Source organism: Phytohabitans sp. LZ39 (assembly GCF_059359075.1).
In genome coordinates, this window is sequence record NZ_JCADBM010000025.1 from 40,195 (window position 1) to 67,033 (window position 26,839).

At 70.9% G+C, this 26,839-nt stretch carries 25 protein-coding genes; 10 read left to right on the forward strand and 15 right to left on the reverse strand.

Annotated elements, in window-relative coordinates; all coding sequences use genetic code 11:
- Positions 1 to 14: 14 nt before the first annotated feature.
- Complete coding sequence (locus tag AC5L36_RS36445) at positions 15 to 1,871, reverse strand: M14 family metallopeptidase (RefSeq protein ID WP_441223356.1); 1,857 nt, start codon at positions 1,869 to 1,871, stop codon at positions 15 to 17.
- A 157-nt stretch (positions 1,872 to 2,028) separates the two neighbouring features.
- Between AC5L36_RS36445 and AC5L36_RS36450 the strand changes: the two genes are divergently transcribed.
- Positions 2,029 to 3,366: a C39 family peptidase gene (locus AC5L36_RS36450; protein WP_441223357.1), complete on the forward strand. Its 1,338-nt coding sequence runs from the start codon at positions 2,029 to 2,031 to the stop codon at positions 3,364 to 3,366.
- Between the two features lie 59 nt (positions 3,367 to 3,425).
- On the forward strand, positions 3,426 to 3,848 hold the full coding sequence (locus AC5L36_RS36455; RefSeq protein ID WP_441223358.1) for a PPOX class F420-dependent oxidoreductase: 423 nt from the start codon (positions 3,426 to 3,428) through the stop codon (positions 3,846 to 3,848).
- Here AC5L36_RS36455 and AC5L36_RS36460 read toward each other — a convergent pair.
- From AC5L36_RS36460 to AC5L36_RS36470, 3 genes are read right to left on the reverse strand one after another with little or no spacing between them, the layout of a single operon-like run.
- Positions 3,845 to 4,111: a DUF4229 domain-containing protein gene (locus AC5L36_RS36460; protein ID WP_441223359.1), complete on the reverse strand. Its 267-nt coding sequence runs from the start codon at positions 4,109 to 4,111 to the stop codon at positions 3,845 to 3,847. The two genes, AC5L36_RS36455 and AC5L36_RS36460, sit on opposite strands and share 4 nt — an antisense overlap.
- A gap of 10 nt (positions 4,112 to 4,121) precedes the next feature.
- Positions 4,122 to 4,544, reverse strand: a complete 423-nt coding sequence (locus AC5L36_RS36465) for a hypothetical protein (protein WP_441223360.1) — start codon at positions 4,542 to 4,544, stop codon at positions 4,122 to 4,124.
- A 40-nt stretch (positions 4,545 to 4,584) separates the two neighbouring features.
- A complete protein-coding gene (locus tag AC5L36_RS36470) occupies positions 4,585 to 5,088 on the reverse strand; it encodes a hypothetical protein (protein ID WP_441223361.1) in 504 nt (167 codons plus the stop codon).
- Positions 5,089 to 5,213: 125 nt separating this feature from the next.
- Between AC5L36_RS36470 and AC5L36_RS36475 the strand changes: the two genes are divergently transcribed.
- A complete protein-coding gene (locus AC5L36_RS36475) occupies positions 5,214 to 6,743 on the forward strand; it encodes a C40 family peptidase (protein ID WP_441223362.1) in 1,530 nt (509 codons plus the stop codon).
- A gap of 129 nt (positions 6,744 to 6,872) precedes the next feature.
- Here AC5L36_RS36475 and AC5L36_RS36480 read toward each other — a convergent pair whose 3' ends face one another.
- Complete coding sequence (locus AC5L36_RS36480; protein WP_441223363.1) at positions 6,873 to 8,072, reverse strand: hypothetical protein; 1,200 nt, start codon at positions 8,070 to 8,072, stop codon at positions 6,873 to 6,875.
- A 124-nt stretch (positions 8,073 to 8,196) separates the two neighbouring features.
- Here AC5L36_RS36480 and AC5L36_RS36485 point away from each other — a divergent pair, with 124 nt between their 5' ends.
- The 3 genes from AC5L36_RS36485 (at position 8,197) to AC5L36_RS36495 (ending at position 11,712) form a co-directional block, all read left to right on the forward strand.
- On the forward strand, positions 8,197 to 9,393 hold the full coding sequence (locus AC5L36_RS36485) for a hypothetical protein (protein WP_441223364.1): 1,197 nt from the start codon (positions 8,197 to 8,199) through the stop codon (positions 9,391 to 9,393).
- A gap of 277 nt (positions 9,394 to 9,670) precedes the next feature.
- The gene (locus AC5L36_RS36490; RefSeq protein WP_441223461.1) at positions 9,671 to 10,960 is read left to right on the forward strand and encodes a DEAD/DEAH box helicase; all 1,290 of its coding nucleotides are present in this window, start codon (positions 9,671 to 9,673) and stop codon (positions 10,958 to 10,960) included.
- Between the two features lie 128 nt (positions 10,961 to 11,088).
- Positions 11,089 to 11,712 (forward strand): putative glycolipid-binding domain-containing protein, encoded by a 624-nt coding sequence (locus tag AC5L36_RS36495; RefSeq protein ID WP_441223365.1) that lies wholly within the window; start codon positions 11,089 to 11,091, stop codon positions 11,710 to 11,712.
- Here the strand turns inward: AC5L36_RS36495 and cds1 are convergent.
- Positions 11,678 to 12,790 (reverse strand): L-cysteine desulfhydrase Cds1, encoded by a 1,113-nt coding sequence (gene cds1, locus AC5L36_RS36500; RefSeq protein ID WP_441223366.1) that lies wholly within the window; start codon positions 12,788 to 12,790, stop codon positions 11,678 to 11,680. The two genes, AC5L36_RS36495 and cds1, sit on opposite strands and share 35 nt — an antisense overlap.
- A complete protein-coding gene (locus AC5L36_RS36505; RefSeq protein ID WP_441223367.1) occupies positions 12,768 to 13,244 on the reverse strand; it encodes an Lrp/AsnC family transcriptional regulator in 477 nt (158 codons plus the stop codon). The genes cds1 and AC5L36_RS36505 overlap by 23 nt, the downstream gene beginning before the upstream one ends.
- Positions 13,245 to 13,428: 184 nt before the next feature.
- Between AC5L36_RS36505 and AC5L36_RS36510 the strand changes: the two genes are divergently transcribed.
- A complete protein-coding gene (locus AC5L36_RS36510; protein WP_441223368.1) occupies positions 13,429 to 13,743 on the forward strand; it encodes a BldC family transcriptional regulator in 315 nt (104 codons plus the stop codon).
- Between the two features lie 48 nt (positions 13,744 to 13,791).
- Here the strand turns inward: AC5L36_RS36510 and AC5L36_RS36515 are convergent, their stop codons facing one another.
- Positions 13,792 to 14,496 carry an SRPBCC family protein gene (locus AC5L36_RS36515; protein ID WP_441223369.1) on the reverse strand — a complete coding sequence of 235 codons (705 nt, stop codon included), beginning with the start codon at positions 14,494 to 14,496 and terminating at the stop codon, positions 13,792 to 13,794.
- An 81-nt stretch (positions 14,497 to 14,577) separates the two neighbouring features.
- Between AC5L36_RS36515 and AC5L36_RS36520 the strand changes: the two genes are divergently transcribed.
- On the forward strand, positions 14,578 to 15,309 hold the full coding sequence (locus AC5L36_RS36520; protein ID WP_441223370.1) for a TetR/AcrR family transcriptional regulator: 732 nt from the start codon (positions 14,578 to 14,580) through the stop codon (positions 15,307 to 15,309).
- Here the strand turns inward: AC5L36_RS36520 and AC5L36_RS36525 are convergent.
- Complete coding sequence (locus AC5L36_RS36525) at positions 15,306 to 15,926, reverse strand: UbiX family flavin prenyltransferase (protein WP_441223371.1); 621 nt, start codon at positions 15,924 to 15,926, stop codon at positions 15,306 to 15,308. The genes AC5L36_RS36520 and AC5L36_RS36525 overlap by 4 nt on opposite strands.
- Before the next feature lie 61 nt (positions 15,927 to 15,987).
- Here AC5L36_RS36525 and AC5L36_RS36530 point away from each other — a divergent pair, with 61 nt between their 5' ends.
- Positions 15,988 to 16,917 carry a terpene synthase family protein gene (locus AC5L36_RS36530; protein WP_441223372.1) on the forward strand — a complete coding sequence of 310 codons (930 nt, stop codon included), beginning with the start codon at positions 15,988 to 15,990 and terminating at the stop codon, positions 16,915 to 16,917.
- A gap of 254 nt (positions 16,918 to 17,171) precedes the next feature.
- Here AC5L36_RS36530 and mqnP read toward each other — a convergent pair whose 3' ends face one another.
- From mqnP to AC5L36_RS36545, 3 genes are all read right to left on the reverse strand, one after another.
- Positions 17,172 to 18,026 (reverse strand): menaquinone biosynthesis prenyltransferase MqnP, encoded by an 855-nt coding sequence (mqnP, locus tag AC5L36_RS36535; protein ID WP_441223373.1) that lies wholly within the window; start codon positions 18,024 to 18,026, stop codon positions 17,172 to 17,174.
- Positions 18,023 to 19,486 carry a menaquinone biosynthesis decarboxylase gene (locus tag AC5L36_RS36540; protein WP_441223374.1) on the reverse strand — a complete coding sequence of 488 codons (1,464 nt, stop codon included), beginning with the start codon at positions 19,484 to 19,486 and terminating at the stop codon, positions 18,023 to 18,025. Before AC5L36_RS36540 ends, mqnP begins: the two co-directional genes overlap by 4 nt.
- A 103-nt stretch (positions 19,487 to 19,589) precedes the next feature.
- On the reverse strand, positions 19,590 to 21,584 hold the full coding sequence (locus tag AC5L36_RS36545; RefSeq protein ID WP_441223375.1) for a S8 family serine peptidase: 1,995 nt from the start codon (positions 21,582 to 21,584) through the stop codon (positions 19,590 to 19,592).
- Between the two features lie 410 nt (positions 21,585 to 21,994).
- On the opposite strand from AC5L36_RS36545, the gene AC5L36_RS36550 reads away from it, so the two are divergent.
- Complete coding sequence (locus AC5L36_RS36550) at positions 21,995 to 22,525, forward strand: hypothetical protein (RefSeq protein WP_441223376.1); 531 nt, start codon at positions 21,995 to 21,997, stop codon at positions 22,523 to 22,525.
- Between the two features lie 1,048 nt (positions 22,526 to 23,573).
- Here the strand turns inward: AC5L36_RS36550 and ccsB are convergent.
- Genes ccsB through AC5L36_RS36565 form a run of 3 tightly spaced genes read right to left on the reverse strand, consistent with a single transcriptional unit; the run spans position 23,574 to position 26,838 of the window.
- Positions 23,574 to 24,542 (reverse strand): c-type cytochrome biogenesis protein CcsB, encoded by a 969-nt coding sequence (ccsB, locus tag AC5L36_RS36555; protein WP_441223377.1) that lies wholly within the window; start codon positions 24,540 to 24,542, stop codon positions 23,574 to 23,576.
- Positions 24,542 to 26,086 (reverse strand): cytochrome c biogenesis protein ResB, encoded by a 1,545-nt coding sequence (gene resB / locus AC5L36_RS36560; protein ID WP_441223378.1) that lies wholly within the window; start codon positions 26,084 to 26,086, stop codon positions 24,542 to 24,544. The genes ccsB and resB overlap by 1 nt, the downstream gene beginning before the upstream one ends.
- On the reverse strand, positions 26,086 to 26,838 hold the full coding sequence (locus tag AC5L36_RS36565; protein WP_441223379.1) for a cytochrome c biogenesis CcdA family protein: 753 nt from the start codon (positions 26,836 to 26,838) through the stop codon (positions 26,086 to 26,088). The genes resB and AC5L36_RS36565 overlap by 1 nt, the downstream gene beginning before the upstream one ends.
- Position 26,839 lies beyond the last annotated feature (1 nt).

Consider the following 26,839-nt stretch of genomic DNA (forward strand, 5'->3'; position numbering starts at 1 on the left):
GTGGGGAACTGCCGCTAAGCCGAGGTGATGGTGACGTTGTCGAACCCGGCCTCGACCAGGCTGGCGCCCGACGCGTCGGTGGCCTCGATCAGGATGCGGATCGACTGGCCGGCGTACGGGGTCAGGTTGGCCGTCGCCGTGGCCCAGGAGCCGTTACGGTTGCTCGCCGCGCCCGCCTGGGTGAAGACCGGCGTCGTGCCGCCGGAGTGCACCACGCTGACCCGGAAGAAGTCGGCGGACGAGGAGTTCGAGCCGTGCGCCAGGTACCAGGCGAACGACAGGGACAGCGTGCCGCTCGACGGGAGCGTCACAGCCGGCGAGCGGGCGCTCGTCAGGCCGCCGTCGATGTCGAAGTCGCCGGCGGCGGCGCCGGCCTGGAGACCGGTCGCCAGGTCGTTGCCGCCGGCGAACGGGGTGAGCTGCTTGGCGCCGCTGGAGTTGGTCGCCTGGGCGGCGCCCCGCGCCCACTGCCCGGTCGTGGCGGTGTCGGTGCTGGACGGGTTGACGGTCCAGCCGGTGTCGGTCTCGAGCGTGTCCGACCACACCGTCGTGCCGCCGCCGGTGCCGCAGTACTGGGCCTGCTTGCCGGTCGCGCGGTACGGGCAGTCGGCGTACTCGCTCAGGATCAGCACCGCCTCACGGTTGCGTGAGGTCTGCGCCGGGATGACCTCGTCGGGCGGGTAGAAGCCGCCGCCGGTGGCCGAGCCCGGGTACATCTCGAACGTGTACGCCCAGATGCCGTGCTGCCCCCACATCCAGTCGATGCTGTCGCCGTCGGTGATGTACAGGTCGGAGGACTGCTCCGGCGTGTACCCGTTGGTGGCCGCCATCTGCTGCCCGATCGTGCGGAAGACCGCTTCCTGGTCGGCGTTGAGGCCGGGAGCGGTGTTCGCGGTGGTGTAGCCGAACGGCCAGAGGACGAGCTGGGAGTACGTGTGGAAGTCGATGTTCATCTTGATCTGCTGCGTGCCGCCGACCACCCGGCTGTTGACGAAGTCGCGCAGCCGCTGGGTTTCCGGAGCCGAGAAGGCGGACGGGCCGCGGTAGGTCTCGGAGCCGGTCGAGCCGGACGAGCCGCCGCAGCAGCCCCAGTTGTACGACCAGTTGCGGTTGAGGTCGGTGCCCACATTGGAGGAGCCCGAGTTGGGCTGCCGGTTCTTGCGCCAGGACCGGTACGAGCCGGTGGCGACGTCGTACTCGCTGCCGTCCGGGTTGACCGTCGGGATGATCCAGATCTCGCGGCTGTTGACGATGTTGGTGACCCGCGAGTCCGAGCCGTAGCTGTCCGTGAAGAGGTTGAGCAGGTAGATCGCCATCTCCACGGTCAGGTGCTCGCGCGCGTGCTGCTGCGAGTTGAAGAGGATCTCCGGCTCCGCCTCGTCAGTGGCGACGTTGTCGGAGATCTTGACGGCCATGATGTCGCGGCCCTCGTACGAGTTGCCCAGCGAGATCCGGCGGGCGATCGAGGGGTGGTCGGCCACCACCTGGTTGACCACGGTGTTGAGCTCGGCGTAGTTGTGGTACGCGGAGTCGGCCGGCGGGAAGTCGAACGTGGTCACGCCGTCCGGCGCCGCGACCGGCACCGGCACGACCTGGAAGCCGAGCTTGCGGATCGCCAGCACCTCGGACTGGATCGCCGAGACGTAGATCTTCCCGTGCTCGATGTAGTCGACGGCCGCGCCGGTACGGGCGATGGCGTCACGGTCCGCGAACGTGCGCGGGCCGATCACCGTGTACTGCACGGCGACCTCGGCCGTCTTCGGGCCGGGATCTGGCTGGGCGCGGCCGGGGCTGCTGGTGATCAGCAACAGCCCGGCCGCGAGAGCCGCGCCGAGGATGATCGCCCGGCGTGGCTTCAGACGGGTGGACATCAACGACCTCCTGGGGGTGGGGAGATCCCATGTGTACTGAAGAAACTGCACCACATCCCGAGCCATCGCCGTAATGCCAATGTGGTCGTCCCGCCGACAAAGACTTTCTTGAGTGCCACCTCTGGCGAAACTTCCCTTCAAACGGGATAGTGTCCGCATGGTCAGAACCACCGCCGTAGCCGTCACGGCCCTCGCGCTGTTTGGCCCCGCGGCACCGGCCGTCGCCGCCTCCGCGGCACCGGCCACAACCGGAGGAGCCATCAGCCAAGACGAACAAATCACCTTCCAGCGCTGGTCCACGTATCAGGACTGGCGCGGCGGCACGCACCAGGGCACCGTGGCCCTCCCGGGCGTGCGTACGGGCATCACCATCGGCCGGCCCGCCGGCACCGTCGACTACACCGACCCGCACACGGGAGCGACGAAGACCTGGGCGTACGCGACCTGGACCTCACCGGTCCGCAAGGTCGGCTTCGACGCCAGCGAGCTGGTCGCCTCGTGGAACGCCGAGACGCCTGCCGGCACGTGGATCCAGGTCGAGATGCAGGGCACCTACAACACCGGTGACCGCACACCGTGGTACGTCATGGGCCGCTGGGCCTCCGGCGACCAGGACATCCGCCGCACGAGCGTCAACCGCCAGGGCGACCCGTGGTCGACGATCTTCACCGACACGTTCTCCATCGACGACGTGGCCAACGGCGTGATGCTGCGCGGGTACCAGCTGCGCCTCACCCTCTACCGCGCGCCGGACCAGTGGCGCTCGCCGCGCGTGTGGATGGTCGGCGCGATGAGCTCGTTGGTGCCCGACCGCTTCACCGTGCCGCTCAGCAAGGGCCGCATCGCGTGGGGCCGGGAGCTGGTCGTGCCGCGCTACTCGCAGAACGTCCACGAGGGCCACTACCCCGAGTACGACGGCGGCGGCGAGGCCTGGTGCTCCCCCACGTCGACGGAGATGGTCGTGGAGTACTGGGGACGGCGACCCTCTGAAGAGGACACGTCCTGGGTGGACCCCACCTACCCCGACCCGACGGTCAACCACGCGGCCCGCATGGTCTACGACTACACGTACGACGGCGCGGGCAACTGGCCCTTCAACACCGCGTACGCGGCCTCGTTCCCCGGGCTGGACGCGTTCGTGACGCGGCTGCACTCGCTCGACGACGTGGAGCGCCTCATCCGCGCCGGCATCCCGGTCATCACGAGCCAGTCCTTCCTCGCCAGCGAACTCGACGGGGCCAACTACGGCACCTCGGGCCACCTCTTCGTTGTGGTGGGATTCACAGCCGAGGGCGACGTGGTGATCAACGACCCGGCCAGCTCCTCCAACGAGGCGGTGCGCAACGTCTACCCGCGCGAGCAGTTCGAGACCGTGTGGCTGCGCACCAAGCGCATCAACGTGAGCGGCGGCGTGTCCAGCGGGTCCGGCGGCATCGCGTACCTGATCAAACCCTGGTGGAAGCCCTGGCCGCAGGCGGCGGGCCTGCCGCGCTGAGGGCTCCGCGGGCCCGCCGCCATTTGGCGGCGGGCCCGCGACAGGGTATTCGGTTGACCATGACCGACGTGTTTCCGCCCGAGACCCATGCGGACCTCCTCGACCGTCCCCTCTTCGCCCACCTGGCCACCGTCCGACCCGACGGCTCACCGCAGAGCAGCGTCATGTGGTTCGACTGGGACGGCAAGCGGATCCGCATGACGCACACCAAGACCCGCCAGAAGTTTCAGAACCTCGCCCGAGAGCCGCGGATCGCGCTCTCCATCGCCGACCCGGAGGACGGGTACCGCTTCCTCGAGGTGCGCGGCGTGGTCGAGACCATCGAGGACGACGACGCCGAGGCATCGTTCTACAAGTCGCTCCAGCAGCGGTACGGCATGGACTACCCGATCAAGGACGCGCCGGTGCGGGTGGTCATGACGATCCGCCCGACATCGTTCGTCGCGGTGACCAACGGCGGCGTGGTCGCGCGGGTCCCCTAGCCGTCGCTCTTCTTCGGCTCGTCGTCTCCGGCCAGGGCGGCGCGCAGGCGATCCTTCTCCGCCTTGCGCCGCTCTGCCGACGAGGACATCTGGTTGGCCACCTGGTCGCGCAGCCCGCGCAGCAGGATGAACGAGAAACCGGCCGACGCGACGAGCGCGATCAGCAGCTTGACGAAGATGTCGAGGCTGACCGGCACCAGCGCGGCGAAGACGACCGCGAACAGACCGACCCGAGCCAGGGTGTACTTGACTACCGGGCTCATGCCGTATTCCTTACCCTGTCCGGTGGGCCAGCCACCGGATGCCGTAGAACCAGATCAGCGAGTAGGCCAGAGCAAAGGCCACCGCGGCCGCGGCGCCGGACCAGAGCGGACCCGCCTCGTTGAGCAGGCCGGCGATCAGCAGCCCGAAGGTGATCGAGACGGCCGCGCCGACCAGCGCGACGACCACCCGGGCGGCGCCGAACGACCAGGCCCGAAACTCCTCGACGAACGCCCACGCCGGCAGGATCACGGCCAGCCAGCCCGAAGCCCGGCCGAAGTCGCCGAAGCCGAGCAGCGAGAAGCCGCCGTCGAAGACGAGCAGCGCGAGCACGCCGATGACCAGGCCGGCCAGGACCAGGCCCAGCAGATCGGTCACGGCGAGGATCCGCCCGTCGGCGTCGCGCCGGGGAAAGCCACTCTGCGCCTCAGTCATGACCCATTGAGGGTACTGCCGCCGGGGTGAGCCCCTGTGCTCAGGCCCAGACCTGCTGCGGCGTGGCGCGGCGCTCGGCCAGTGAGACCGGCGGGTCGAACTCGCGGACCACGTTGCCGTCCGCGTCCCGCTCCACCGGCCGGAAGCCGGCGTCCCAGATCAAGTGAAGGATCTCGTCGCGGTCGGCGTCCGCCGGGGCGACAAGGTCGTCGACGCCGAAGTTGAGGGCGAGCTGGGCCAGCGCGGTGGAGTGGTCCGCGGTCGAGCAGGTCACGTGGCGCGGGCCGATGATCGCGAGACGGGCGACCGCGAACCGCCGGAGCACCTCGGCCGGCGCCGGCGCCTCCGCCGTCTTGTCGGAAACCCGACCGCCGCCGATCATGAAGGTCACCCGGTCGCCGTGATGGGCCGCGCGACGGTCGTCGGCGAGCCGCCCGAGCCAGGCGAGGTCGTCGCAGGCGGCCAATTCCTCGCTGTCCCGCCCGGTAAGCCGGTCACCTGCGTAAACACGCTCTTCGATCTCTTGCCTGCGCGCCGCGTCCATGCCGACGAGCCTAGTCACCCCTTACGTCATCCAGCTCTCAGGTACCCGTTACCTGCTCTCCAATCGACATAGCTGCCTCCGTGCGGTAGGACAGAATAGGACGCGAGTGGCGGGGAGAGACGCGTATGGCGAAGCGCAAGGGCAGGCATCAGGCGCGACCGGACGGGTTCATCAGTCCCGTCCTACGGCCGCTGGCCTGGTCCGCCATGCTCGGCGCCGCCGCGGCGGCCGCGTTCGCCGCGCCGAGCTACGCGGAGCCGACGCCCAACACGATCCCCGACGCCGGCTCCCGGCCCGCGACCTCGGGCACGTTCCAGCTGCCCGGCGCGACCACGCCGCCCACCGGCAGCACCTACACGCCGCCCACCTCGGTCACCGGCCCGCTGGCCACGCAGATCTACAACGCCGAGGTCGAGATCGGCCTGCTCAGCGAAGACCTGCTGAAAAAGCGCGAGGAGCAGGCGCAGGCCCGCACCGACCTCGCGATCGCTCACCGCCAGCTCGACGAGGCACGCGCCGCCGTCGCCAAGGCCGAGTCCGCGGCCGAGAGCGCGGCCGCCCAGGCGATCAAGGAGGCGGCCGAGCTGCCGCCGGGTGCGTTCGGCTCCGACCTGCACGGGCTGAGCGAGCTGTCCCGCATCCAGCGCGGCGAGTCCTCCACGGCCAAGAGCGACGCGGCCGAGCACGAGGTGGCCCGGGCCAAGGACGCCGAGCGGGTCGCCCAGGAGGCGTACAACACGGCGCTTGCCAAGGAAAAGACGCTCGTCGGGCAGTTCAACACCCTCGAGGCGACACTCAAGACCAAGGAAGCCGCTCTCACCGAGGTCAAGGACCGCAACGCGGCCCAGCTCGCGGTGATCGAGCAGGAGCGCGAGGTCAACGAGTCCAAGCTCAGCAAAGACTTCCTCAACGACGAAAACATCGCCGGGATGGCCGCCCACCCGCTGGCCATCAAGGCGGTCAACTTCGCGCTCGGCGAGCTCGGCAAGCCGTACGTGTGGGGAGCCGAAGGTCCAAACGCGTACGACTGCTCCGGCCTGATGTGGGCCGCCTACCGCAGCGCCGGCTACCAGCTGCCTCGGGTTTCCCGCGACCAGTTCGCAAACACCCGCTCCAAGAGCGTCTCCACCAGCGCGCTGCTCCCCGGCGACCTGCTGTTCTTCAGCTCCAACGGCCTGGCCAGCGGCATCCACCACGTCGGCATGTACCTCGGCGACGCCAAGATGGTCCACGCGCCCAACAGCCGCGAAAAGGTGAAGGTCTCCACGGTCTGGTATTCGCGGCTCTTCGCGGCCACGCGGATCTACGGCGCGGTGTCGGCGCCCACCACGCCGCCGACGACGACCCCGCCCACCAAGCCGCCCACGACCAAGCCGCCGAAGACCACCCCGCCGCCCACCAGCAAGCCGCCGACGACGCCACCGACCACCCCGCCCACGACGCCGCCGACCACCCCGCCGACGACGCCACCCACCACGCCGCCGACGACCCCGCCAACTCCGACGCCGTCCCCGACGCCCGACCCGCCGGATACGGAGGAGCCGAGCAACCCGCCGGCTACCGCCACCAGCAGCGCGGCTCCGGCCACCTCGGAGGCAGAGCCCAGTTCGTCCGCTTCCTCCGATTCGCCCGAGGCGACGACCTCTGGCGGCTGACGGCGCCGTCCGCATGGTGGGCGGCATGGTTTGACGGTTGGGGCAGGTAGGCGCCCACAACCCGACTCCGGGTGTCCGGGCGCCGGTCGATGTGGCACGGTAAACCTGAAGGGCGCTCCGGTCCGGCCGTCACCGGTCCGGCGCGGCGGGGGAGCGGGAGGCGATGATGGACGAGCGACGAGATCCGCCGGCCGCCGGAAAGTCCGGCGAGCCGACCGGGCCGGCGGCTGAGCTGCCGCCACTGCCGCCTCCCCCACCGGTGGGCACGATGCTGCCCGAGCCGCCGCCGGAGTACCTGCCGGAGGCGTACGAGATGCCGCCGCCCCCGCCCGAGGGTGCGCTGTGGCCCGGCTTCGCCTCCCCCGCCGAGCCGGACGCCGCTGCCACGCCCAGCCCGCCACCACCGCCGGCCGCCTCCACGCCTGTCAGCGCGCCACCGACCCCCGCGTCCGTGAGCGCGCCGCCGGCGTCTCCCACCTTCGGGTCCGTCAGCGCGCCACCGGCGGCCGCCGCTTCCGCGTCCGTGAGCGCGCCGCCGGTGTCGCCGGCCGGGGCGCCGGGTTCCGGCGCGGCGGTTTGGCCCGCGCCCACGCCACCGCCGTCACCGGCGGCCGCAGTCGCGCCGATCGTGCCGGCCTGGAGCAATCCGACGCCCAACGACCCGCCTGAGCCGGTGCGCTCACGGCCCGGCATCGTCGGTCGGGCGTCGGTCTCGGGTGCGGCCCCACCCGCGCCGTCCGACCTGGCCGCGCTGCCGGCACCGCCCGCGACGGGGCGTACGTACCGGGCCGGCGAGTCGAGCGCTCCGCCCGCGCCCAGCGTCCCGCCGGTGGTGCCGCCGCCCAGCCCGGTCGCCTGGGCCGCCTCCGCTTCGGCGCCGCCCGCACCGGTGTCGGGTGCATCGGCCTCCGCGCCTCCGGCACCCGTCTCCGGCGCGCCGACCTCGTCGCCGCCGGCATCTGTCTCGAGACCGCAGGCGTCCGTTTCGACACCGCAGGCGTCCGTCTCCTCGCCGCCCGCGTCGTCGCACGCGTCTGCGTCGCCACACGCGTCGGCGTCGTCGCCTGCGTCGTCGGCGGCTGGGCTGCCGGTGCCGGTGAAGTCGCCGGTCCCCGGCCCGCCCTTGGAGCGGCGCCAGCCGAAGGTGCCGCAGGCCGAAGCCTCGCCGTGGTCCGCTTTCGAGGTGCCGTGGCGTGACTCCGCCTCCGGATCTAGCGACGCCAAGCCCGAGGAGCGCGCGTCGCAGCCGCCCGAGCCGCCGGCGGTGCGCGAAGTCCCGGCGTACTCGGTGCCGTCCGCCACGCCCACCCCGCCCGGTGGTGCGCTCACGCCGCCTGCTCCGCCCGGTGGCGCGCTCTCGCCACCCGCTCCGCCTGGTAGCGGGCTCACGCCGGCCGCTCCGCCCGGTGGCGCTGCCGCGTCGGAGAGCGGGCCGGCCGAGCCCGAATACCTCGTGCCGCAGCAGCGGCCGGCTCCTCGCGGCGACTCGCTCGCCCCCGCGCTGGGCGCCCGCGCCAGGGTGAGCGTGCCCGGTGCGGGTCCGGTCTCGGCCGAGGAGGCGGCGGTCGCCGCGCAGCCCGCGGCGGGTCGCGCCCGGGTCTACCGTGCCGGCACTCCGGACCCGGAGCCACCCGAGCCGCCCGGCCCGCCCGCTCCGGAGCCACCCGGTCCAGGGCCGGCGCCCAACCCGTTCCCGCCACCGGAGCCGGTGCCGCCGGTGCCGATCCCGCCGGCGCCGGGGCCCGATCCTGGGCCGTCGCCGGGGCCGGGGCCGCAGCCGCCGGAGCCACCGCCGCCGTTCCCGCCGCCACCGGCGATGTCGGTGCCGCAGGTGGTGCCCCCGTCGTCGGCCGCACCCGTCCGTGGTGCGGCCAGCCCGCTGACACCCCGCGGAGCGGCCTCGCCCGCCGTGGCGCCGTCGCCGCACCTCGCGTCGCCATCCGGGCCGCAAGCGGCCGCGCCACCGTCACACCTCGTGCCGCCACCCGGGCCGCAAGCGGCCGCGGCGCCGCCATACCTCGCGCCGCCGTCATCTGGGCCGCCCATAGCCACGCCGCCGTCACACCTCGCGCCGCCGTCCGGGCCGCCCGCGCCCGCGGGGGCGCCGGTCGTGCCGGCGGCCGCGCTGCCGAGTTGGCCGCCGGCCGGTAACCCCACGGCGCCCGGCCGGTGGAGCGCTGTCGACCAGCCGCCGCCGGTGAGCGAGCCGGCAGCAGCACCACCACCGCCCGCTCCGAGCCTTTTCTCGGCGGCGCCGGCACCGGCGGAGCCAGCACCCGCCCCGAGCAGCCCGCCGCCTACCTCGGCACCGCCGGTCTCCACCTCCCCCGAGTACGGGGAATGGGCACGTGACCAGGGCGTCCGCGGCGATCAGCGTCCACAAGGGACGGTCTACGGTGGCGGCGGTTCCGCGCCCGCCCAGATGACCATGGCGGTGGCCGGCGGCAGCCCGCTGGAAAACTCCGGCTCGCTGACCGGCCACATCCTCTCCCAGGGGCGGTCCGATGGGCCGGCGCCTCGGGCCAATACCGCCAAGGTCTTCCTGATCATGGCGCTTGTGTTGGGAATCCTCGTGGCCGTCGGTGCGTTGGTCGTACTGGCAACCGGAGACACGTTCTCCAACCTGTTCGACAGCTTCCTCAACAGCTGACCCCAGGGTGAGCCTCCCCACGACCGGGTATATGCGTGTGGCCGCGCGAGCGGCTGCCCGTACACTTGTCGAGATCTACTGACCCGGCGCGCTTGAAGATCGCGCGTCCTTGGGCGTTCTTTGGGGCGATACACCGGCGGCTGCCCATGGCCGCGGCGGGGCCACGCGAAGAGGCGCCCTCCGCTGAGAGGTTTACTTGACCGCGTTCGCTGATCCCAGCACGTTCCCATCCGCCTTCGACTCCTCCACCACTGAGGCTTCTTTCGCCGACCTCGGCCTGCCCACGCCGCTCGTGCGCGAGCTCGACCGGGAGGGCATCCTCACCCCGTTCGAGATCCAGAGCGCGACCGTCCCCGACGCGCTGGCCGGCCGTGACGTGCTCGGCCGCGGCCAGACCGGCTCGGGCAAGACGCTGGCATTCGGCCTGCCGCTGCTCACCCGGGTCTCGGCCGGCGAGCGGGCCCGGCCGCGCCACCCGCGCGCGCTCATCCTGGTGCCGACGCGTGAGCTGGCCATGCAGGTCGCCGACGCGCTGCGGCCGCTCGGCCGCGCGGTGGGTGTGTTTATGAGCACGGCCGTCGGCGGTGTGCCCTACGACCGGCAGATCGACTCGCTGCGCCGCGGGGTCGAGGTCCTCGTGGCCACGCCCGGCCGGCTCAAAGACCTGATCGAGCGCGGCGCCTGCTCGCTCGACGACATCGCCATCACCGTGCTCGACGAGGCCGACCAGATGGCCGACATGGGCTTCCTGCCCGACGTCACCGAGCTGCTCGGCAAGACGCCGGCGGGCGGCCAGCGGCTGCTCTTCTCGGCCACGCTCGACGGCGACGTCGACACGCTGGTGCGGCGCTTCATGACCGACCCGGTGACGCACTCGACCGCCCCGCCGGTGGCGACCGTCACCACGATGGACCACCACCTGCTGCTGATCCCGCCGCACGACAAGTTCGGCGTGACGGCCGCGATCGCCGCCCGCAAGGGCCGCACGATCATGTTCGCGCGCACCCAGATGGGCGTCGACCGGCTGGTCGGGCAGCTCGCCGCGGTGGGCGTGCGGGCCGGTGCGCTGCACGGCGGCAAGACCCAGCGGGCACGCACGCGGACGCTCGCGGAGTTTCGCGAGGGCCGCACCAACGTGCTCGTCGCCACCGACGTCGCCGCGCGCGGCATCCACGTCGACGGCATCTCGCTGGTGGTGCACATCGACCCACCCAAGGACGAGAAGGACTACCTGCACCGGGCCGGGCGCACGGCGCGGGCCGGCGAGTCCGGCGCGGTGGTGACGCTCGTGCTGCCCAAGCAGCGCAAGCCCACCCTCGCGATGCTCAAGCGCGCCGGTGTCGAGCCGGGCGAGACCCGGGTGCGCGCCGGTGAGGCCGCCCTGGCCGAGCTGACCGGCGCCCGCGAGCCCAGCGGCGTCCCGGTGGTGGAGGAGCCCACGTCCCCGCCCGCGCGCCGGAGCGACCGCCCACGCGGCTACCGCCACGACGGCCGTCCCCGTGGAGACCGTCCGCACGGCGGCCGCCGCCCCGGCGGCAACGATCGCCGTCCGGCCCGCACGCACTGAGGAACGCCCCAAGAGGGCAGCCCTGTTGGGCGTGAATTCCTGAAAGGGCTCCCCTATACCCGTCCAGACGGGTACAGGGGAGCCCTCTTGGCTCCTCGGAGGGGTGGCGCGGCGGTAGCGTCTCCACCATGGCGCCGCTACCCAAGGCACTGCTGTGGCAACGTACCGACACGACCGGCACCGATCTGGCGCTCGTCGACGACCGGCGCGGGCTCTACGCGCGGGGCATCGCGACCGCCGTCGACCCGATCCCGTACGTCTGCCGCTACGAGCTCGTCACCGACGAGACCTGGGCCACCGCCCACCTCGACGTGAGCGTCGAGGGGGCGGGCTGGCTGCGCACGCTGCGGCTGGAGCGGGCGGTGGGCCGGTGGCGGGCGACCACCGCCGAGCAGGGTGACCTCGACCGGGCATTGGCCAGCGCCGGACACGCGCCGGTGGGCCTGCCCGGCACCGAGGACCCGGGCCGGCTGCACGACGCGACAGACGTCGACCTCGGCGGCTCGCCGCTGCCCAACACCCTGCCGATCCGGCGGCTTTCCCTGCTCACCGAGCCGCCCGGCACCACTCACCGCCTCAACATGGCGTGGGTGCTGGTGCCGAGCCTGGAGGTGCTGCCGAGCGAGCAGACCTACCGGGTGGTCGACGAGAGCACGGTCCGCTTCGACATCGACGGGTTCGGCGCCGAGCTGGCCGTCGACAAGGAGGGGTACGTGGTCAAGTACCCGGGGCTGGCCGAGCGGAAGGCATGACCCCGGTCGCCAGGAAGCGGTCGAGGATCCCCAGGTAGGGGGCCATGTCGAGGCCCTGTGCGGCGACCCATTCGTCCGAGTAGTAGGTATTGACGTAGCGCTCGCCGCCGTCGCAGAGCAGTGTCACCACCGACCCCGCCGCGCCGGCCGCGCGCATTTCGGCGATCAGGCCGAAGGCGCCCCACAGGTTGGTACCCGTGGATCCGCCGACGCGGCGGCCGAGCAGCGCGGAGGCCGCGCGCATCGCGGCGAGTGAGGCGGCGTCCGGCACCCGCACCATGCGGTCGACGAGCGTCGGCTGAAACGACGGCTCCACCCGCGGCCGCCCGATGCCCTCGATGCGCGAGCCGAGGCCGGTCTCGTGGGTCCAGTCGGCCGCCTGCCAGGCCGGGTAGAACGCCGAGTTTTCCGGGTCGACCACACACAGCTTGGTGGGGTGGCGGCAGTAGCGGGCGTACCGGCCGATGGTGGCGCTGGTGCCCCCGGTGCCAGCGCCGACGACGACCCAGGCCGGCACGGGGTGCCGTTCCAGCGCCATTTGCGCGTAGATCGACTCGGCGATGTTGTTGTTGCCCCGCCAGTCGGTGGCCCGCTCGGCGTACGTGAACTGGTCCATGAAGTGCCCGCCGGTGTCTTCGGCCAGCCAGCGGGCCTCGACCACGACGGACGCCGGGTCCTCGACAAGGTGGCACTTGCCGCCCTGAAACTCGATCAGCGCCACTTTCTCCGGCTGCGTGGAGGCCGGCATCACGGCGATGAAGGGCAGGCCGAGCATGCGGGCGAAGTACGCCTCGGAGACGGCCGTGGAGCCGGACGACGCCTCCACGATCGTGGTACGAGGGCCGATCCAGCCGTTGCAGAGGCCGTAGAGGAAGAGCGAGCGGGCGAGCCGGTGCTTGAGCGAGCCGGTGGGGTGGACGGACTCGTCCTTGAGGTACAGGTCGATGCCCCAGTCGGGGGGCAGCGGAAACGGCAGCAGGTGGGTGTCGGCGGAGCGGTTGGCGTCGGCCTCGACCTTGCCGATCGCGTCGGTCACCCAGGCGCGGTCGGAGTCATTACACCGATCGAGGAGTTCCATCCTCGGACCGTAACAGGGGCTGCGGCCGGTCTTCCCACTTGGTGGAGAGGGCGATCGCGGTCCGCGTAGAGGCCACGCCCGCGGTGCGGTTGAGCCGCACGATCAGGGTCTCCAGCTCGTGGATCGTGGCCACCCGCACCTTGATGAGGAACGACTCCACGCCGGCCATGAAGTAACAGGACTCGATCTCGGGCAGGGCGCGCAGGGCGTCGAGCACGTCGTCGGGGTCGGCGGCGGAGTCCTGCACGATGCCGATCAGGGCGGTGACACCCAGCCCGATCGCCTCCGGCTCAGCATCCGCGCGGTATCCGCGGATCACCCCGCCGCTCTCCAGCTTGCCCACGCGATCGTGCACCGCGGGCGCGGAGAGGCCGACCTGCCGGGCCAGCTCGGCGTAGGAGAGCCGGGCATTCGCCCGCAATAGCTCCACAAGCCTCAGATCTATGTCGTCCACCGGTGGTAGACATTAACAGTCGGGGAGATGAGCAAGGCTCGCAAATCCTACTGGCTAACTTCCCAGACAGTGCGTTTTCCCTGTTTCCCGGACACGGCACGCTCGCGGTGCTGTAATGACCGTACGTCCCTATCGAGGCTGTCGGGTCCAACCTATGGCCATCGTGCGACGCGAGGGAGGGGCCGTGGACACTGGAGATCGTCTGCTGACGCCGGGCGAGGTGGCTGCGCTGTTCCGCGTCGATCCAAAGACCGTGACCAGATGGGCGGCCGCGGGCCGGATCGGCAGCATTCGCACGCCCGGGGGCCACCGCCGCTTCCGCGAGTCGGAAGTGCGCGCGCTCCTTGAGGGTGAGGGCGAGCTGGACGAGCTGCGCGATGAGCAGCAGCCTCCGTCCACCGCCAACAGGCCGCGCAACGAGGGTCCAGGCGCACATCCTGGTCCGTCTCGGAGCGCCGGCCACCACACGCCCAGCCCGGGCAACGTCAACATGCGCTGACGCGCTCCGGGCTCCCGTGACGATGCGCCATGGGCTGACATGAGGCCCTTAGTGCCTGTTGTTGGAGTTTGCCGATTCGGCGACCGCCTTGACGCCGGCCAGCCAGGAATCCACGCCGGCCTGTAGGGCGGCGCTCGGCAGAAACCGCGCCAGGATCGGGGCGGCCAGCGACTCGCGGCAGCTCAGCACGGTGCCGGTGCCCTTGGCCGCCAGCTCGTAGACGTGCGCCACCCGTGTGCCAGCGGCGACGCTCGTATACGTGAGCCGCTGGCCCGGCTCCACCAGGGCGAAGCGCGACGTGAGCCGGTTGGCACCGGCCTGCCAGGTGAACCGGACCCCGGGCGCGGCCGGCCCTTCGGCACGCACGTCCGAGATGTCGGCCCGGATCGTGGGCCAGCTCTCGACCTCGGCGAGCACCGCCCAGACGCACTCGGGCGTGGCCTCGATCACAATCTCGCCAGCGGCCTGCGTGGGCGCGAGCTCGTCGACCCGGCCGCGGCCCACATAATCCGAGTGAAGCGTCTCCGCGCTGGGCCCGGCGTAGGTGAGCTGCGCGACCGGGTCGTCCACGGACCCTTGCCCCAGCAGGTCCAAGTCGAGGAGCAGGGCTCCCGCGGTGAAGCCGGCGCCCCGGGCCGAGGCGAGCAGCTCCTCGGGCGCGTCGACCTCGGTGACCTCCAACCCGCCCGTCGCCTTCGAGATCGTGACGACCCTCCCGTCGCCGGCACCCGGCGCGATGATCGCGTACTGCATGTTTCCTCCCCGATCTTTGGCGTTACCGTACGTCGTACGATACACCGTACGATAGACGGTACGTTAAGCACAATGGAGGCCATGCCCATCCCAGTCGACCCGGCTCGGTCGCTCGCGTTGCTGTGGCGCACCCAGGAGCGCACCTCGCGCCGCGGCAGCGAGCTGTCGGTGGACCGCATCGTGACCGCGGCGATCCAGCTCGCCGACGCCGAAGGGCTGGCCGCCGTGACCATGCGCTCCGTCGCCGGCGTCCTCGGCGTCGGGACGATGAGCATCTACACCCACGTGCCCGGCAAGCCCGAGCTCGAGGCGCTGATGCTCAACCAGGTTCTCGGCGAGGGACTCGACGGCGCCGTCGCCCAGCTGCCCTGGCGCGCCGCACTCGAAGAAGTGGCGCTGCGCGACTGGGACCGATATCACCGGCATCCCTGGCTGCTGGAGCTGGCGACCCGGCGGCCACCGGTCGGTCCCAACGTCATCGCGAAGTACGAGGGCGACCTGCGGGCGATGGCCGGCACCGGCCTCGGACCCGCGGAGATGAAGGCGGTCCTGATGACGCTCATCTCGTACGTCCAGGGCGCCGCCCGCGCCTCCGTCGAGGCGGCACAGTCCGGAGTCAGCGAGCAGCAGTGGTGGGCGGCACACCAGCCGTACCTGTCGACGGCCTTGGACCCGAAGCGGTTTCCGACCGTGGACGCGGTCGGCCTCCTGGAGCCCGGGTCCGGGGACAGCGCCGCCGATCACCGGTTCGCGTTCGAGTTCGGCCTCGCGCGCATCCTCGACGGGATCGACGCCTTCGTCCGCGGCTCCTAGGACCCGAGCTCACCCCGCCAGCGGCGGAAGAGCGAGTGCGGCACACCCAGTGCGTCCAGCGCCTTCCCCGCGACGAAGTCGACGAGCTGCTGCGCGGAGGCGGACGCCCCGGCGCCGTAGAAGCCCGGACTGGCCGGCAACACCACGGCACCGGCGTCGTGCAGCGCGATGAGATGGCTCAGGTGGCTGCGGGTCACCGGCGTCTCCCGTGGCACCACGACGACCCTGCGCCGTTCCTTGAGGTTGACCTCGGCGGCCCGCTGAAGCAGGTCCTTCGAAAGGCCGATCGCGATGCCGGCGCACGCGGCGGTGCTCGCCGGAACGACCACCATCCCCCGCGCCGGGTAGGAGCCGCTGCTCGGCCCGGCAGCCAGGTCGCCGGCCGGCCAGTGCGCCACGTCGGCACCACCCAGGTCGCGCCCCAGCCACTTGGCCAGGTCGTCCTTCCAATGGGCGTCACGGAACGGCGCGCCGGTCTCGTCGAGGATCGTCAGCCGGGCCGCCCGGGACACCACAAGGTCGACGGACTCACCTGCATCGAACAGTCCACGGAGGACCGCCGCAGCGTACGGCGTCCCGGATGCACCTGAAACACCGACGATCCACGGATTCCGCATTGTTCCAGCGTAGGGCTACCGTCGGCCAAAGCTGATGTTGGCGGGACAGCAGGAGGCTGCGATGTTGCCGACGATCTCCCTCGATCTCCAATGCCCGATTCATCCGGTTATCTCACCCTACGCGGAAGACGCCCACAACTGGCTCGACGGTTGGACCCGCGGCCACGGGTTGCCCGACGTATACGCCGACCGACTCGCCGAGGGTCGCATCGCGCGGTACGCGGCGCGCCTCTACCCCGACGCGAGCCCCGGCGACCTGCGCGTGCTCTCCGCGCTGTTCACCTGGTTCTTCCTCATCGACGACGAGTGCGACCGGGCCAGCGTCCCGGAGCCGGAGCGGGTACGCGCGCTCGTCGGCGGTGCGCTGTCCCTGCTGCGTGGCGAGCCCGCCACCGGCGGTCGCGCGCTGCCCGGCCCGCTCGGCACCATGCTCGCCGACGCCTGGCGCGAGCCGAACCGCCGCATGCCGGCACGGTGGCGGGCCCGGTTCGTCGCCGCGGTCGAACATCACCTCAGCGGCGTGATCGTGGAAGCCCGCAACAAGGCCGGCGGCCACCGCCCGCGCGTCGAGGAGTACGTCGAGCTGCGCCGGGCCACCTCCGCGGCGTACGTGGCGCACACGCTCATCGACTTCGCCGGCGGCGGCCAGCCGGTGAGCGAGTCGTTCTACCGTCACCCGGCCGTGCGAGCCTTCAGCCGAACGGGTAACGACCTGCTCTCGTGGTTCAACGACCTGCTCTCACTGGAGCGGGACGCGGCCACGTCGGGCGGGCACAACCTCGTGCTGGCCGTGGCCGCCGAGCGTCACGTCCCGATCGAGGAGGCGGCCGCAGCGGCCCGGGAACGCTGGCACCGCGCCATGCGCGAATTCCCATCCCTGCGAGCCGCGGCGCCCCCTCACGGCCCAGCCGGCCGCCGCTACCTGGACGGCGTAGAACACGCCGTCCGCGGCACCATCGACTGGTCCCACGAAAGCGCCCGCTACAACTGACGCCGAGGCACACCCGAACAAGGCTGTTGATCAGGGACTTGGTGGCGCACCACGCCGGCCGCCACGCCCACCAAATCCCTGATCAACAGCGCGAGCCGCGCGGGCGTCGACCCCAGCAAGGTGCCTTGGGCTTGAACCGCGGACGTGGCAGCGGAGGTCGGGGATCTCGGCGAGCGCCAGCGAGCCGCCGACCTCCGCGTTCTCCGGCGGGAGCAGCGGTCCGCCGCTGACGCGAACCCGGGAAAGTAAAGGCCTTAGGAGTAGTAGTCAAGGACGGCGAATGCGAAGAGGGCGATGCCGACGAAGCCGTTGGCGGTGAAGAAGGCGCGGTTGACCCGGGACAGGTCCGTGGGCGTGACCACGACGTGCTGATAGCCGAACGCGACCGCGGTCAGCGCGAGCCCGACCCACCACAGCCAGCCGAAGTCGACAAGCTCGCCGTAGTAGACGAACAGGGCGAACGTCACCAGGTGGACTACCGACGACAGGCCGAGCGCGAACGGTACGCCGTAGCGCGCCGGGACGCTGCGCACGCCGATTTCGCGGTCGACGGTGGTGTCCTGGCAGGCGTAGATCAGGTCGAATCCGCCGATCCACAGGCCCACCGCGATGCCGAGCACCCAGGCGGGCCACGAGCCCTCGAACGTGCCGGTCACGGCCAACCAGGCGCCGACCGGGCCGACCGCCTGCGCGACCGCCAGGATCGCGTGGGGCCAGTCGGTGAAGCGCTTGCCGTACGGGTAGACGACGAGCGGCACCACCGCGAGCGGTGACAGCACCAGGCAGAGCGGGTTGAGCAGGGCGGCGGCGCCGAGGAAGACGACGAGCGCGACCGCCGCGCCGGTCCAGGCCGTGCGCACCCGCACCGCCCCGGTCACCAGCTCGCGCTTGGCGGTGCGCGGGTTTTGCGCGTCGATGTGACGGTCGATGATGCGGTTGGCGGCCATCGCGAACGTGCGCGCGCCCACCATCGCGACCGTGATCAGCAGCAGGTCGCCCCAGCGCACGCCGCCGCCCAGGTGGCGCATGGCGGCGAGTGCGGAGAGGTAGGCGAACGGGAGCGCGAAGACCGAGTGTTCGATGGCGACGAGACGCAGGAAAGCTTTCATGAGATCCCGTACTCTTTCCAGCGCTTGTCGACCAACGCCTTGACCTCGGGCGACATGACCGCCTCGTCCGGCCAGCCGCGCGTGTACCCCTCGGTGGCCAGCTTGCGGGTCGCGTCGACGCCCGCCTTGCCGCCCCAGAACTGCTGGTACGACGAGTGGTCGAGGTGGTCGACCGGGCCCTGGGTGAGCAGCAGGTCGTGGTCGTAGTCGACGTTGCTGAACGCGCGGAACGCGACCTCGTTGTAGTCGTGCACGTCGCAGTCGTCGTCGACCACCACGATCAGCTTGGCCAGCGAGAGCAGGTGGGCGCCCCAGATCGAGGACATGACCTTCTGCGCGTGCTTCGGGTACCGCTTGCGGATCGAGACGATCACGCAGTTGTGGAAGACGCCGGCCTCCGGCATCGAGTAGTCCACGATGTCCGGGATGAGCAGCTTGAGCAGCGGTAGGAAGATCCGCTCGGTGGCGTGGCCGATCGGGCCGTCCTCCTGCGGCGGCTTGGAGGTCACGATCGAGTGGTACACCGGATCGCGCTGGGTGGTCATGCATTCGACGTGGAACACCGGAAACGGCTCGACCGGCGTGTAGAAGCCGGTGTGGTCGCCGAACGGGCCCTCCGGGAGGCGCTCGCCCGGCTCGACGTACCCCTCCAGCACGACCTGGGCGTGCGCCGGCACCTGAAGCGGCACGGTCAGGCAGTCGACCATCTCCACCCGCTCGCCGCGCAGGAAGCCGGCGAACAGGTACTCGTCGATGTCGCTCGGCAGCGGCGCGGAGGCGCTGTACGACACCACGGGGTCACACCCGAAGGCGATCGCGACCGGCAGCCGCTCGCCCCGCCGCTCGGCCACGGCGTGGTGCGCGGTCGAGTCCTTGTGGATCTGCCAGTGCATGCCCAGCGTGGTGGGCGAGTGCTGCTGGAGCCGGTACAGCCCGAGGTTGCGCTTGCCGGTCTCCGGGTGCTTTGTATGGGTCAGCCCGTAGTTGTGGAAAATCCCACCGTCATCGGGCCACGTCTGCAAGCCGGGCAGGCGGCCCAGGTCGACGTCGGCGCCCCGGTAGATCACCTGCTGGCAGGGCGCGGTCTTGACCTTCTTCGGCGGCACGGACTTGAGCTGCATCACCTTGCCGAGGCCCTCGCGGATGCCCGACCAGCCGACCGGCAGCTCCGGCTTGATCAGCTCGCCGATCCGGGCACCGATCTCCTCGACGCTCTCCACGCCGAGCGCCATCGCCATGCGGCGCTGGGTGCCGAAGAGGTTGATCGCCAGGGGCATCTCGCCGCGGGTGGGGCGCTCGAAGAGCAGCGCCGGCCCCCTAGCCGCCACCGTGCGGGTGACCACCTCGCTGATCTCCAGCGTCGGGTCGACCGGCACCGTGACCCGGCGCAGCTCGCCGGCCTGCTCCAGGGCCCCGAGGAAGTCCTTCAGCCCCGCGTACGGGAATCCGCGTACCGCCATGGGTGCAAGTCTCGCCTACCGGCTCGTAACCCCCATGACGCGGGTGGCCGCCGAGTCAGGTGCGACACCTGGCTCGACGGCCACCCGAGGTGGAGCTTGTCGATCAGTACACGTAGCCGAAGGCCTGCCACGTGTCGAAGGACTCGCGGCTGGCGATCAGCGGCTTGGCACCGGCCTGCTCAGCGGTCACCAACAGGAAGTTGGCCTGCGACTGGAGACCGATGGAGCCGTCACCGAGGTGGTAGTACCAGAAGCTCTGCCACTCGGCGATCGCCGTACGGCTGGCGATCAGCGGCTGGGCACCGGCCGCCTCGGCGGTGACGTACTTGTTGTTCGCCTTGGCCCGGAAGGCAACCGCGTCGCCGCCCAGGTCGATCATGTCGAACTGCTCCCACCCGCCGACCGCCGTGCGGCTGGCGATCAGCGGCTTGGTGCCACCGCTCTCCGCCGACACGATCTTGCCGTTGGCCAGGGCCCGCAGGCTGATCACGGAGACCGGAGAAGCCCAGTTGAACTTTTCCCAGTTACCGATCGCGGGGCGGCTGGCGATCAGCGGCTTGGTGCCACCGCTCTCCGCCGACACGTAGTTGCCATTGGCCAGCGCCTTGAGGCTGATCGTGCCGTCGGCGTTGTTGACCAGCTCGTACTTCTCCCAGTTACCGATCGCGGGACGGCTGGCGATCAGCGGCTTGGTGCCACCGCTCTCCGCCGACACGTAGTTGCCGTTGGACTTGGCCTTGAACGAGATCGTGCCATCGGCGTTGCTGACGACGTCGAACTGCTCCCAGGTGTTGACCACGCTGCCGCTCGCGATCAGCGGTGACGCGCCCGCGCTGGGAGTGGTGACGAACTTGTTGTTGGCCAGCGCGCGGAGACCGGTGGTCACCGGCAGCGCCGAGCCGATCCGCAGGAGCCGGTCGGTCGAGCCCGGCCCAGGGTTGCGCACCGCGGCGCGGGTCGCGGCGCCGACGATCCGGGCGTGCACCTGCTGCGGTGTCCACCCCGGGTTTTCGGAGAGGAGCAGGGCGGCCGCGCCGGCGACGTGCGGGCTGGACATCGAGGTGCCGGTGTACCGGGCGGTCGCGGTGTCGCTGTCGTTGACCGAGGACAGGACGTTGTTGCCCGGTGCGAAGATGTCGACGCACGTGCCGTAGTTGGCCCACGACATCCGGAAGTCGGCCTGGTCGGTGCCGCTCACCGTGATGGCCGCCGGAATGTGCGCCGGCGACTGGTCGCAGGCGTCGAGCGGCAGACCGAACTCGTCGCCGTTACCCGCCGACACGACGTAGGTGATACCCGAGTTGATCGAATTCTGCACGGCCTGGTCGAGCGCCACGCTCGCGCTGCCGACCCCGAGACCGAGGCTCATGTTGGCCACCGCCGGCTTGACGGCGTTGGCCGTCACCCAGTTGACACCGGCGATGATGTCGGCGACCTCACCGAGCGGGCCGCAGGGGAAGACCCGCACCGCCACCAGCTGTGCGCCCTTGGCCACGCCGTAGTCACGGCCGCCGATGGTGCCCGCGACGTGCGTGCCGTGCCCGTCACAGTCGTTGGCGTTGGTCGGCTCCTGGTCGTCGACCGTGTTGATGCCGTAGCTGGCGCGGCCGCCGAACTGCTCGTGCGAGATGCGGATGCCGCTGTCGATCACGTACGCGTGGACGTTGCCGGCCACGTTGGGGTACGTGTACGAGCGGTCGTAGGGCTGCCACTGCTGGTCGATCCGGTCGAGGCCCCAGGCTTGCGTGTTTTGCTGCGTGTCATTGAGCGCCACCAAGCGGTTTTGCTCGACATACGCCACATCGGGGTGCTTCGCGACGAGCTTGGCCTGAGCGGCCGTCATCTTCGCGGCGTAGCCCCGCAGGCCCTCGGTGTAGGTGCGGCGGACCGTGCCGCCGTACGTCTTGGCGAGGGACTTGGCATCGGCGTTCACGTCGGCGGCCTTCGCCTTACCGTCCTTGAACACCACGATGTAGCTGTCTTTGATGACTTTGCCGTTGTCCGGGTGGACGACGGCGGGCCGCTTGACGCTGCCCCGATCGCTAGGCGCGGCAGAGGCCGCACCACCGCTGACGACCGCGGTGACGGAGGACGCCATCGCGGTAAGGACGACGGCGGCCACAGCCGAGCGACGCGCTCGGCGAAGTTGGAACACGACAGACTCCCCGTAGGTTCAGCGTCCACTGTGGAGGGGTGGACGGACACTGCCTTCCGGCAAAAGACGAGGCCCATCCTCGTCTATGGGGTGCGATGTACGGCTCATCCGTTCGGACGAAAGGCTCTGAACGGAAACAGCCCATCGGGTGAATCACTCCCGAGGCGAATGTGGGTTTGTCAAATGTGGGACGTGTCAGATGGCGCCGATCGGCGCGGCGATTGGCGATCGGCGGGCTTTGTGTGGCAATCCTGGCGGTCGCCGAACCGGCCAGATCGGTAGCTTACGGCCAGTACCATCACCTCGGCGCCGGGACTGTCGGCGAATGGACAGGCGTAGTCGGACGTTTGACAGTGCGTGATACCGGTGTACGCGCCGGCACGCACGACTTCGTCGCGACCCGCTTTCTGGCCAAGCGCGAATCGGGCGGGCGCACGGCGTGGCTCGAGGCGGGCTGGGCGGAGACGGGTTGGTCCGGCAGCGGGCGGCAGCGGGTCTACACGTACGACACCAACCGCGGCCAGTGGACCTTCTACGACCAGTACGAGCTCGCCGACGGCGACCAGATATGGATTTCCGTACACACCAAGCGGGACGGCGTGTGGGAGGCCTGGCTCTGGTGGCGGGGCGGCTGGCACCTGTTGACCAACCAGCGCCTGGGCACCGAGCGGGCTCAGCTGGAGCAGTACGTCGAGGTGCACGTCGACGGCGAGGGGGCGATCGCGGTGCCACGGGTCGCGGTCGACAACGTCCAGGTGCGTGACGGAAACGCGGTCCGGTACTGGCGCGAAGCCGACGTGCGTACGGCCTCCGGCGGTGGCTCCGGCGGCTACTGCCTCGACTGGGCCACCCGATTCGACACCTGGACCGCGGGCAGTTGTTGACGGGGCGGCGCGCCTGCGGCGAGCTGGGGCCACAGGTGCCACAACTCTCCGCCGGTACGGTCGGCGAACGGCGCTGTCGCGCCGGTGTTCAGCCACGTATGGCTGCTCGTCCAAGCCTCCCTGTCGGTGTTCTGCGCGGTGACCTGGATCCCGCCGTACCGTCCCAAGGTTGTCCACATAGGAATACGTCAGCGGCATGAGTGCGGTGCCGGACGGTTGGCCCTGCATCGCGACGGTCGGCGCGTGGGAACTCAGCGGGAAGGACGCCGCTGTCGAGCACGGTGCCGCTTCGGTCCAGCAATCGAGCCGGCGCCACCTTGCGAAACCCGGCGCCGGTGAGGCACGCTCACCGATCAGCCGGCGGCGTCAGGCAGGATGGTGGATTTCGAACTTCCAGCCAGCTCCCGAACCAGCCCTGATGATGGTGGTGACATGTGGGAGTGTGCCCGCCCGCCATACTCTGGCCCGCCTCCGGTTCGGGCAGGCCGACCTCACCAGCCGTGTTGACGGCTAACCGCAACCGGACCGCGCTGCCGCAATTGTGGACGAGGACGGGAGTGGCGCCGGCGAGGATTTAGTAGGTGCGGACCTTGTCGACGGTGAGGTCGTAGACGCGCTGGTGTTGACTCAGGCGCGGGTGCACACAACGGTTGGCGACCGGTGGTCGGCGGTCTCGAAGGCGTACCCGGGTTTGGGGTCCTGGCGTACACCCAGCGGTTTTCGCCGTTTACCGGAATGGGTGTTCGTCGGTCGCGGTGGTCGTCGCCATCCGGTCGCCCTTATCGCCGTCTACGTCGACGGTGACATCGACAAGCTTCTTCTCGCTTGCTGGTGCCGTCGGCCATGAGCACGGTGGTGCCGCCGGTGAAGCGCCGCGCCCGTGGGCAGCTCACAGCTGGTTGGCGCGGTCGAAGCCGGGCGCCTTGGCGGCCGGCGGCGGCGCCACGGACGCCGCGTTGCGCGCCGGCTGCGGCCGCTTGTCCAGCTGCTTCAAACGGGTACTGGCGGCGCGGCGACCGCGGCACGCGGACAGAACGTCCGATTGGGGCTACAAGCCGCCGTACGAGTGGAGGCCGGTGAAGAAGATGTTGACGCCGAAGAGGTTCATCAGCATCGTGAGCCAGCCGATCACCGCGATCCACGTGGCGGTCGTGCGCTTGACGCTCGGCGTCGCGCGGGCGTGCAGGTAGCCGGCGTAGACGATCCAGGAAATGAACGCCCAGACCTCCTTGGGGTCCCAGCCCCAGTAGCGGCCCCATGCCGCCTCCGCCCAGATCGGGCCGGCGATCAGGGCGCCGAACGTCCAGATCGGAAACGCGAACGCGTGCAGCCGGAAGGTCAGCCGGTCGAGGGCCGCCGCCTCGGGGACGCGCGGACCCAGCGAGTACGGGAAGCTGCGCTTGCCCCGGTCGTAGCCGCTGCGGATGAGGAACATGGCCGCCGGCACGAAGCCGAGCAGGAAGATGCCGGACGAGAGCACCGCGGCCGAGACGTGCACGACGAACCATGTCGACTTGAGCGCGGGCACCAGTGGCGCCACGTCGGTGTAGAGCACCATGCCGGCGACGCCGAGCAGCAGCACCATCGCGGTCGCCACGAAGAGGCCGAGGTGGCGGATCGCCGGCCGCTGGGAGAGCACGACAAGCCAGGCCACGCTGCCCACGAACGTCACCGAGAGCACGAACTCGTACATGTTGCCCCACGGCATGCGCTCCGCCGCGATGCCGCGGGTGACGAGCGTGCCGAGGTGGACGAGCGCGGCGAGGGCGGTGACCGCTACGGCCGCCTTGCCGGCTAGGGCGGCCCGGTCGCGCTTTGCGAGAGGCGGCTCCAGCGGCTCTTCCACCTCGACCGCGGCGGACGGGGCCCCGACCGCGACCAGCTCGCGTGCCGGCAGCGCGGCAGCCCGGCCGATATGGCTGCGGTTGCCGAAGGCGTACTCCGCCGCGTGGCAGACCATCGCCGCGACGTATGACAAGATCGCGACGACCAGGAGCTGATCGGACAGTGCGGACATCAGCGTTTCTCCACGGCCTCGATGGTCTGCTTGAACTCCTCGGCGAACCCGGAGTAGTCGGTGCGCGGCAGCCCACCGGCCTCCACCAACCTACTACCTCCCGTAGTGGCACGGAAGAACACCCTCCGGCGCTTGCCGGTCAGCGAGAGCAATAGCCCCAGCAGGCCGATCGCCGCGCCACCGAGCGCGATCTTTTCGCCCGGGTCGTAGCGGATGGAGAGCGTGGCGTACTGCCGCGTGCCGAGGAACTCCACCGTGCTGCCGTCGTCGAGCGTCATCTTCTCGCCGACCCGCAGTAGTGTCGCGTCGCCCACGCGCTTGAGCCGTCCGTTGGCGACCTGCCGCTGGTCGAGGCGGTAGATCGAGCCCGGGATGCCGGCGTCGAGCCCGAGGTTGCCCCGGTAGGCCCACAGCATCAGCGCCGGCGAACGCTCCGCGGGGAAGACCGAGCGGGTGTACGGCGGCTGGTTGGGCGCGGTGGGCAGGTAGAGGCCCTCGAACGCCACCTGCGCGTCGGGGTCGCGGGCGCCGGACGCCTTCGGGTCGACGTTGGCGTCCGGGAACGCGGCGACGCCCTCGCTGGTCAGCATGCCGTCGACGGTCAGGAACGGCGCGACGGTGGTCTGCGCCTGCCCGTACTTGTCGGTGTATCGGATCACCGGCGCGTACCCGTGGCCGAGGAGGTAGACGTTGGCGCCGTCGAGGCGCAGCGGGGAGTTGACCGAGAAGTCGCGCGGCGCGCCGTCGTCCACCCGCACCGTCGCCCGGAAGGAGGACGGCTGCCCGCTCGGCAGGAAGTCGGCGTGGAAGTCGGTCAGCTCCAGGCAGAAGCGGGGCAGGTCGGCCCCGTCGACCCGAGGACCGAGGCCGGACTCGTCAAACTGCTGGAGCGTGTTGCAGAACGCCGTGTCGGCGCCGGCGACGAGCAGGCGGTTGCCGTGCCAGCCGTACCAGGAGCCGAAGGCCACGCCGGCGAGCACCGCGAGCAGCGCGAAGTGGAAGAGCAGGTTGCCGGTCTCCTTGAGGTACCCCTTCTCGGCGGAGACGGTGTCGCCGCGGACCGCGACCCGCCAGCGGCGCTTGCGCAACGCGGCGCCGATCTCCTCGGCACCACCCACGGCCTGCTCGACGGTCGCGTGCTGCGGCAGCCGGTCGAGCCGGGCCGGCGCCTTGGGCGGGGCGCTGCGCATCGCCCGCCAGTGCTCGGCCAGGCGCGGCACGACGCAGCCCACCAGCGACGTGAAGAGCAGCAGGTAGATCGCGGAGAACCAGATCGAGGCGAACACCTCGAACATGCCGAGCCGGTCGAGCACCGGTGCGAGGTCGGGATGCTCGGCGAAGTACCGGTCGACGTCGTCGATGTTGACGCTGCGCTGGGGCAGCACCGAGCCGGGGATCGCGGCGACGGCGAGCAGGAAGAGCAGGATCAGCGCGGTGCGCATGCTGGTCAGCTGCCGCCAGGAGTTGCGCAGCATCGCGATCAGCGGGTTGGCCCGCCCCGGCCCCGGTGCCGGCGAGGTCGCGCGCTCCTCGGTGGCCACCATCAGATGCTGACCTCTCCGACGCCGACGGTCGTCTGTAGCCAGATGAGGAAGCTCTGCCACCCGCCGGTGACCAGCGCGAGCCCGACCACGATCAGCAGCGCGCCGCCCGCCCGGGTGACCCATTGGCTGTTGCGCCGGATCGCCTTGAACACCCCGAGCAGCTGGCGGAAGCCCAGCCCGAAGGCGACGAACGGCAGGCCGAGCCCCAGGCAGTACGCGACCGCGAGCACCACCGCCCGGTCGGCCTTGCCGCTGACCGACGCCATGGTCAGCACCGCGCCGAGCGTCGGGCCGACGCAGGGCACCCAGGAGAGCGCGAAGACGGCGCCGAAGATCGGCGCCCCGATCAGGCCCGCGTTGGGCAGCTTGTGGATCCGGAACTCGCGCTGCATCCCCGGTACGAGGCCGAGGAAAGCCAGCCCCAACACAATGATCAATGCACCGCCGATGATCTCCAGCAGCCGCCTGTTGCCCAGCAGCGCACCGGTGGCGCTGGTGAAGAGCACCGCGGTCAGCGTGAACACGACCGTGAAGCCGGCGATGAAGAGCGACGTGCCAGCGAGTACCCGGCGCATCCGCTGGGTGCCGGCGTCGAGTTCGGCACCGGACAGCCCGGTGACGTACGACAGGTAGCCCGGCACCAGCGGGAGCACGCACGGCGAGAGGAAGCTGACCAGCCCGGCGAGGGCGGCCGCGCCGATCGCCAGCGCGAGGGGACCGCCGTTGGCCAGCTCCCGAAACGTCTCGCCCATC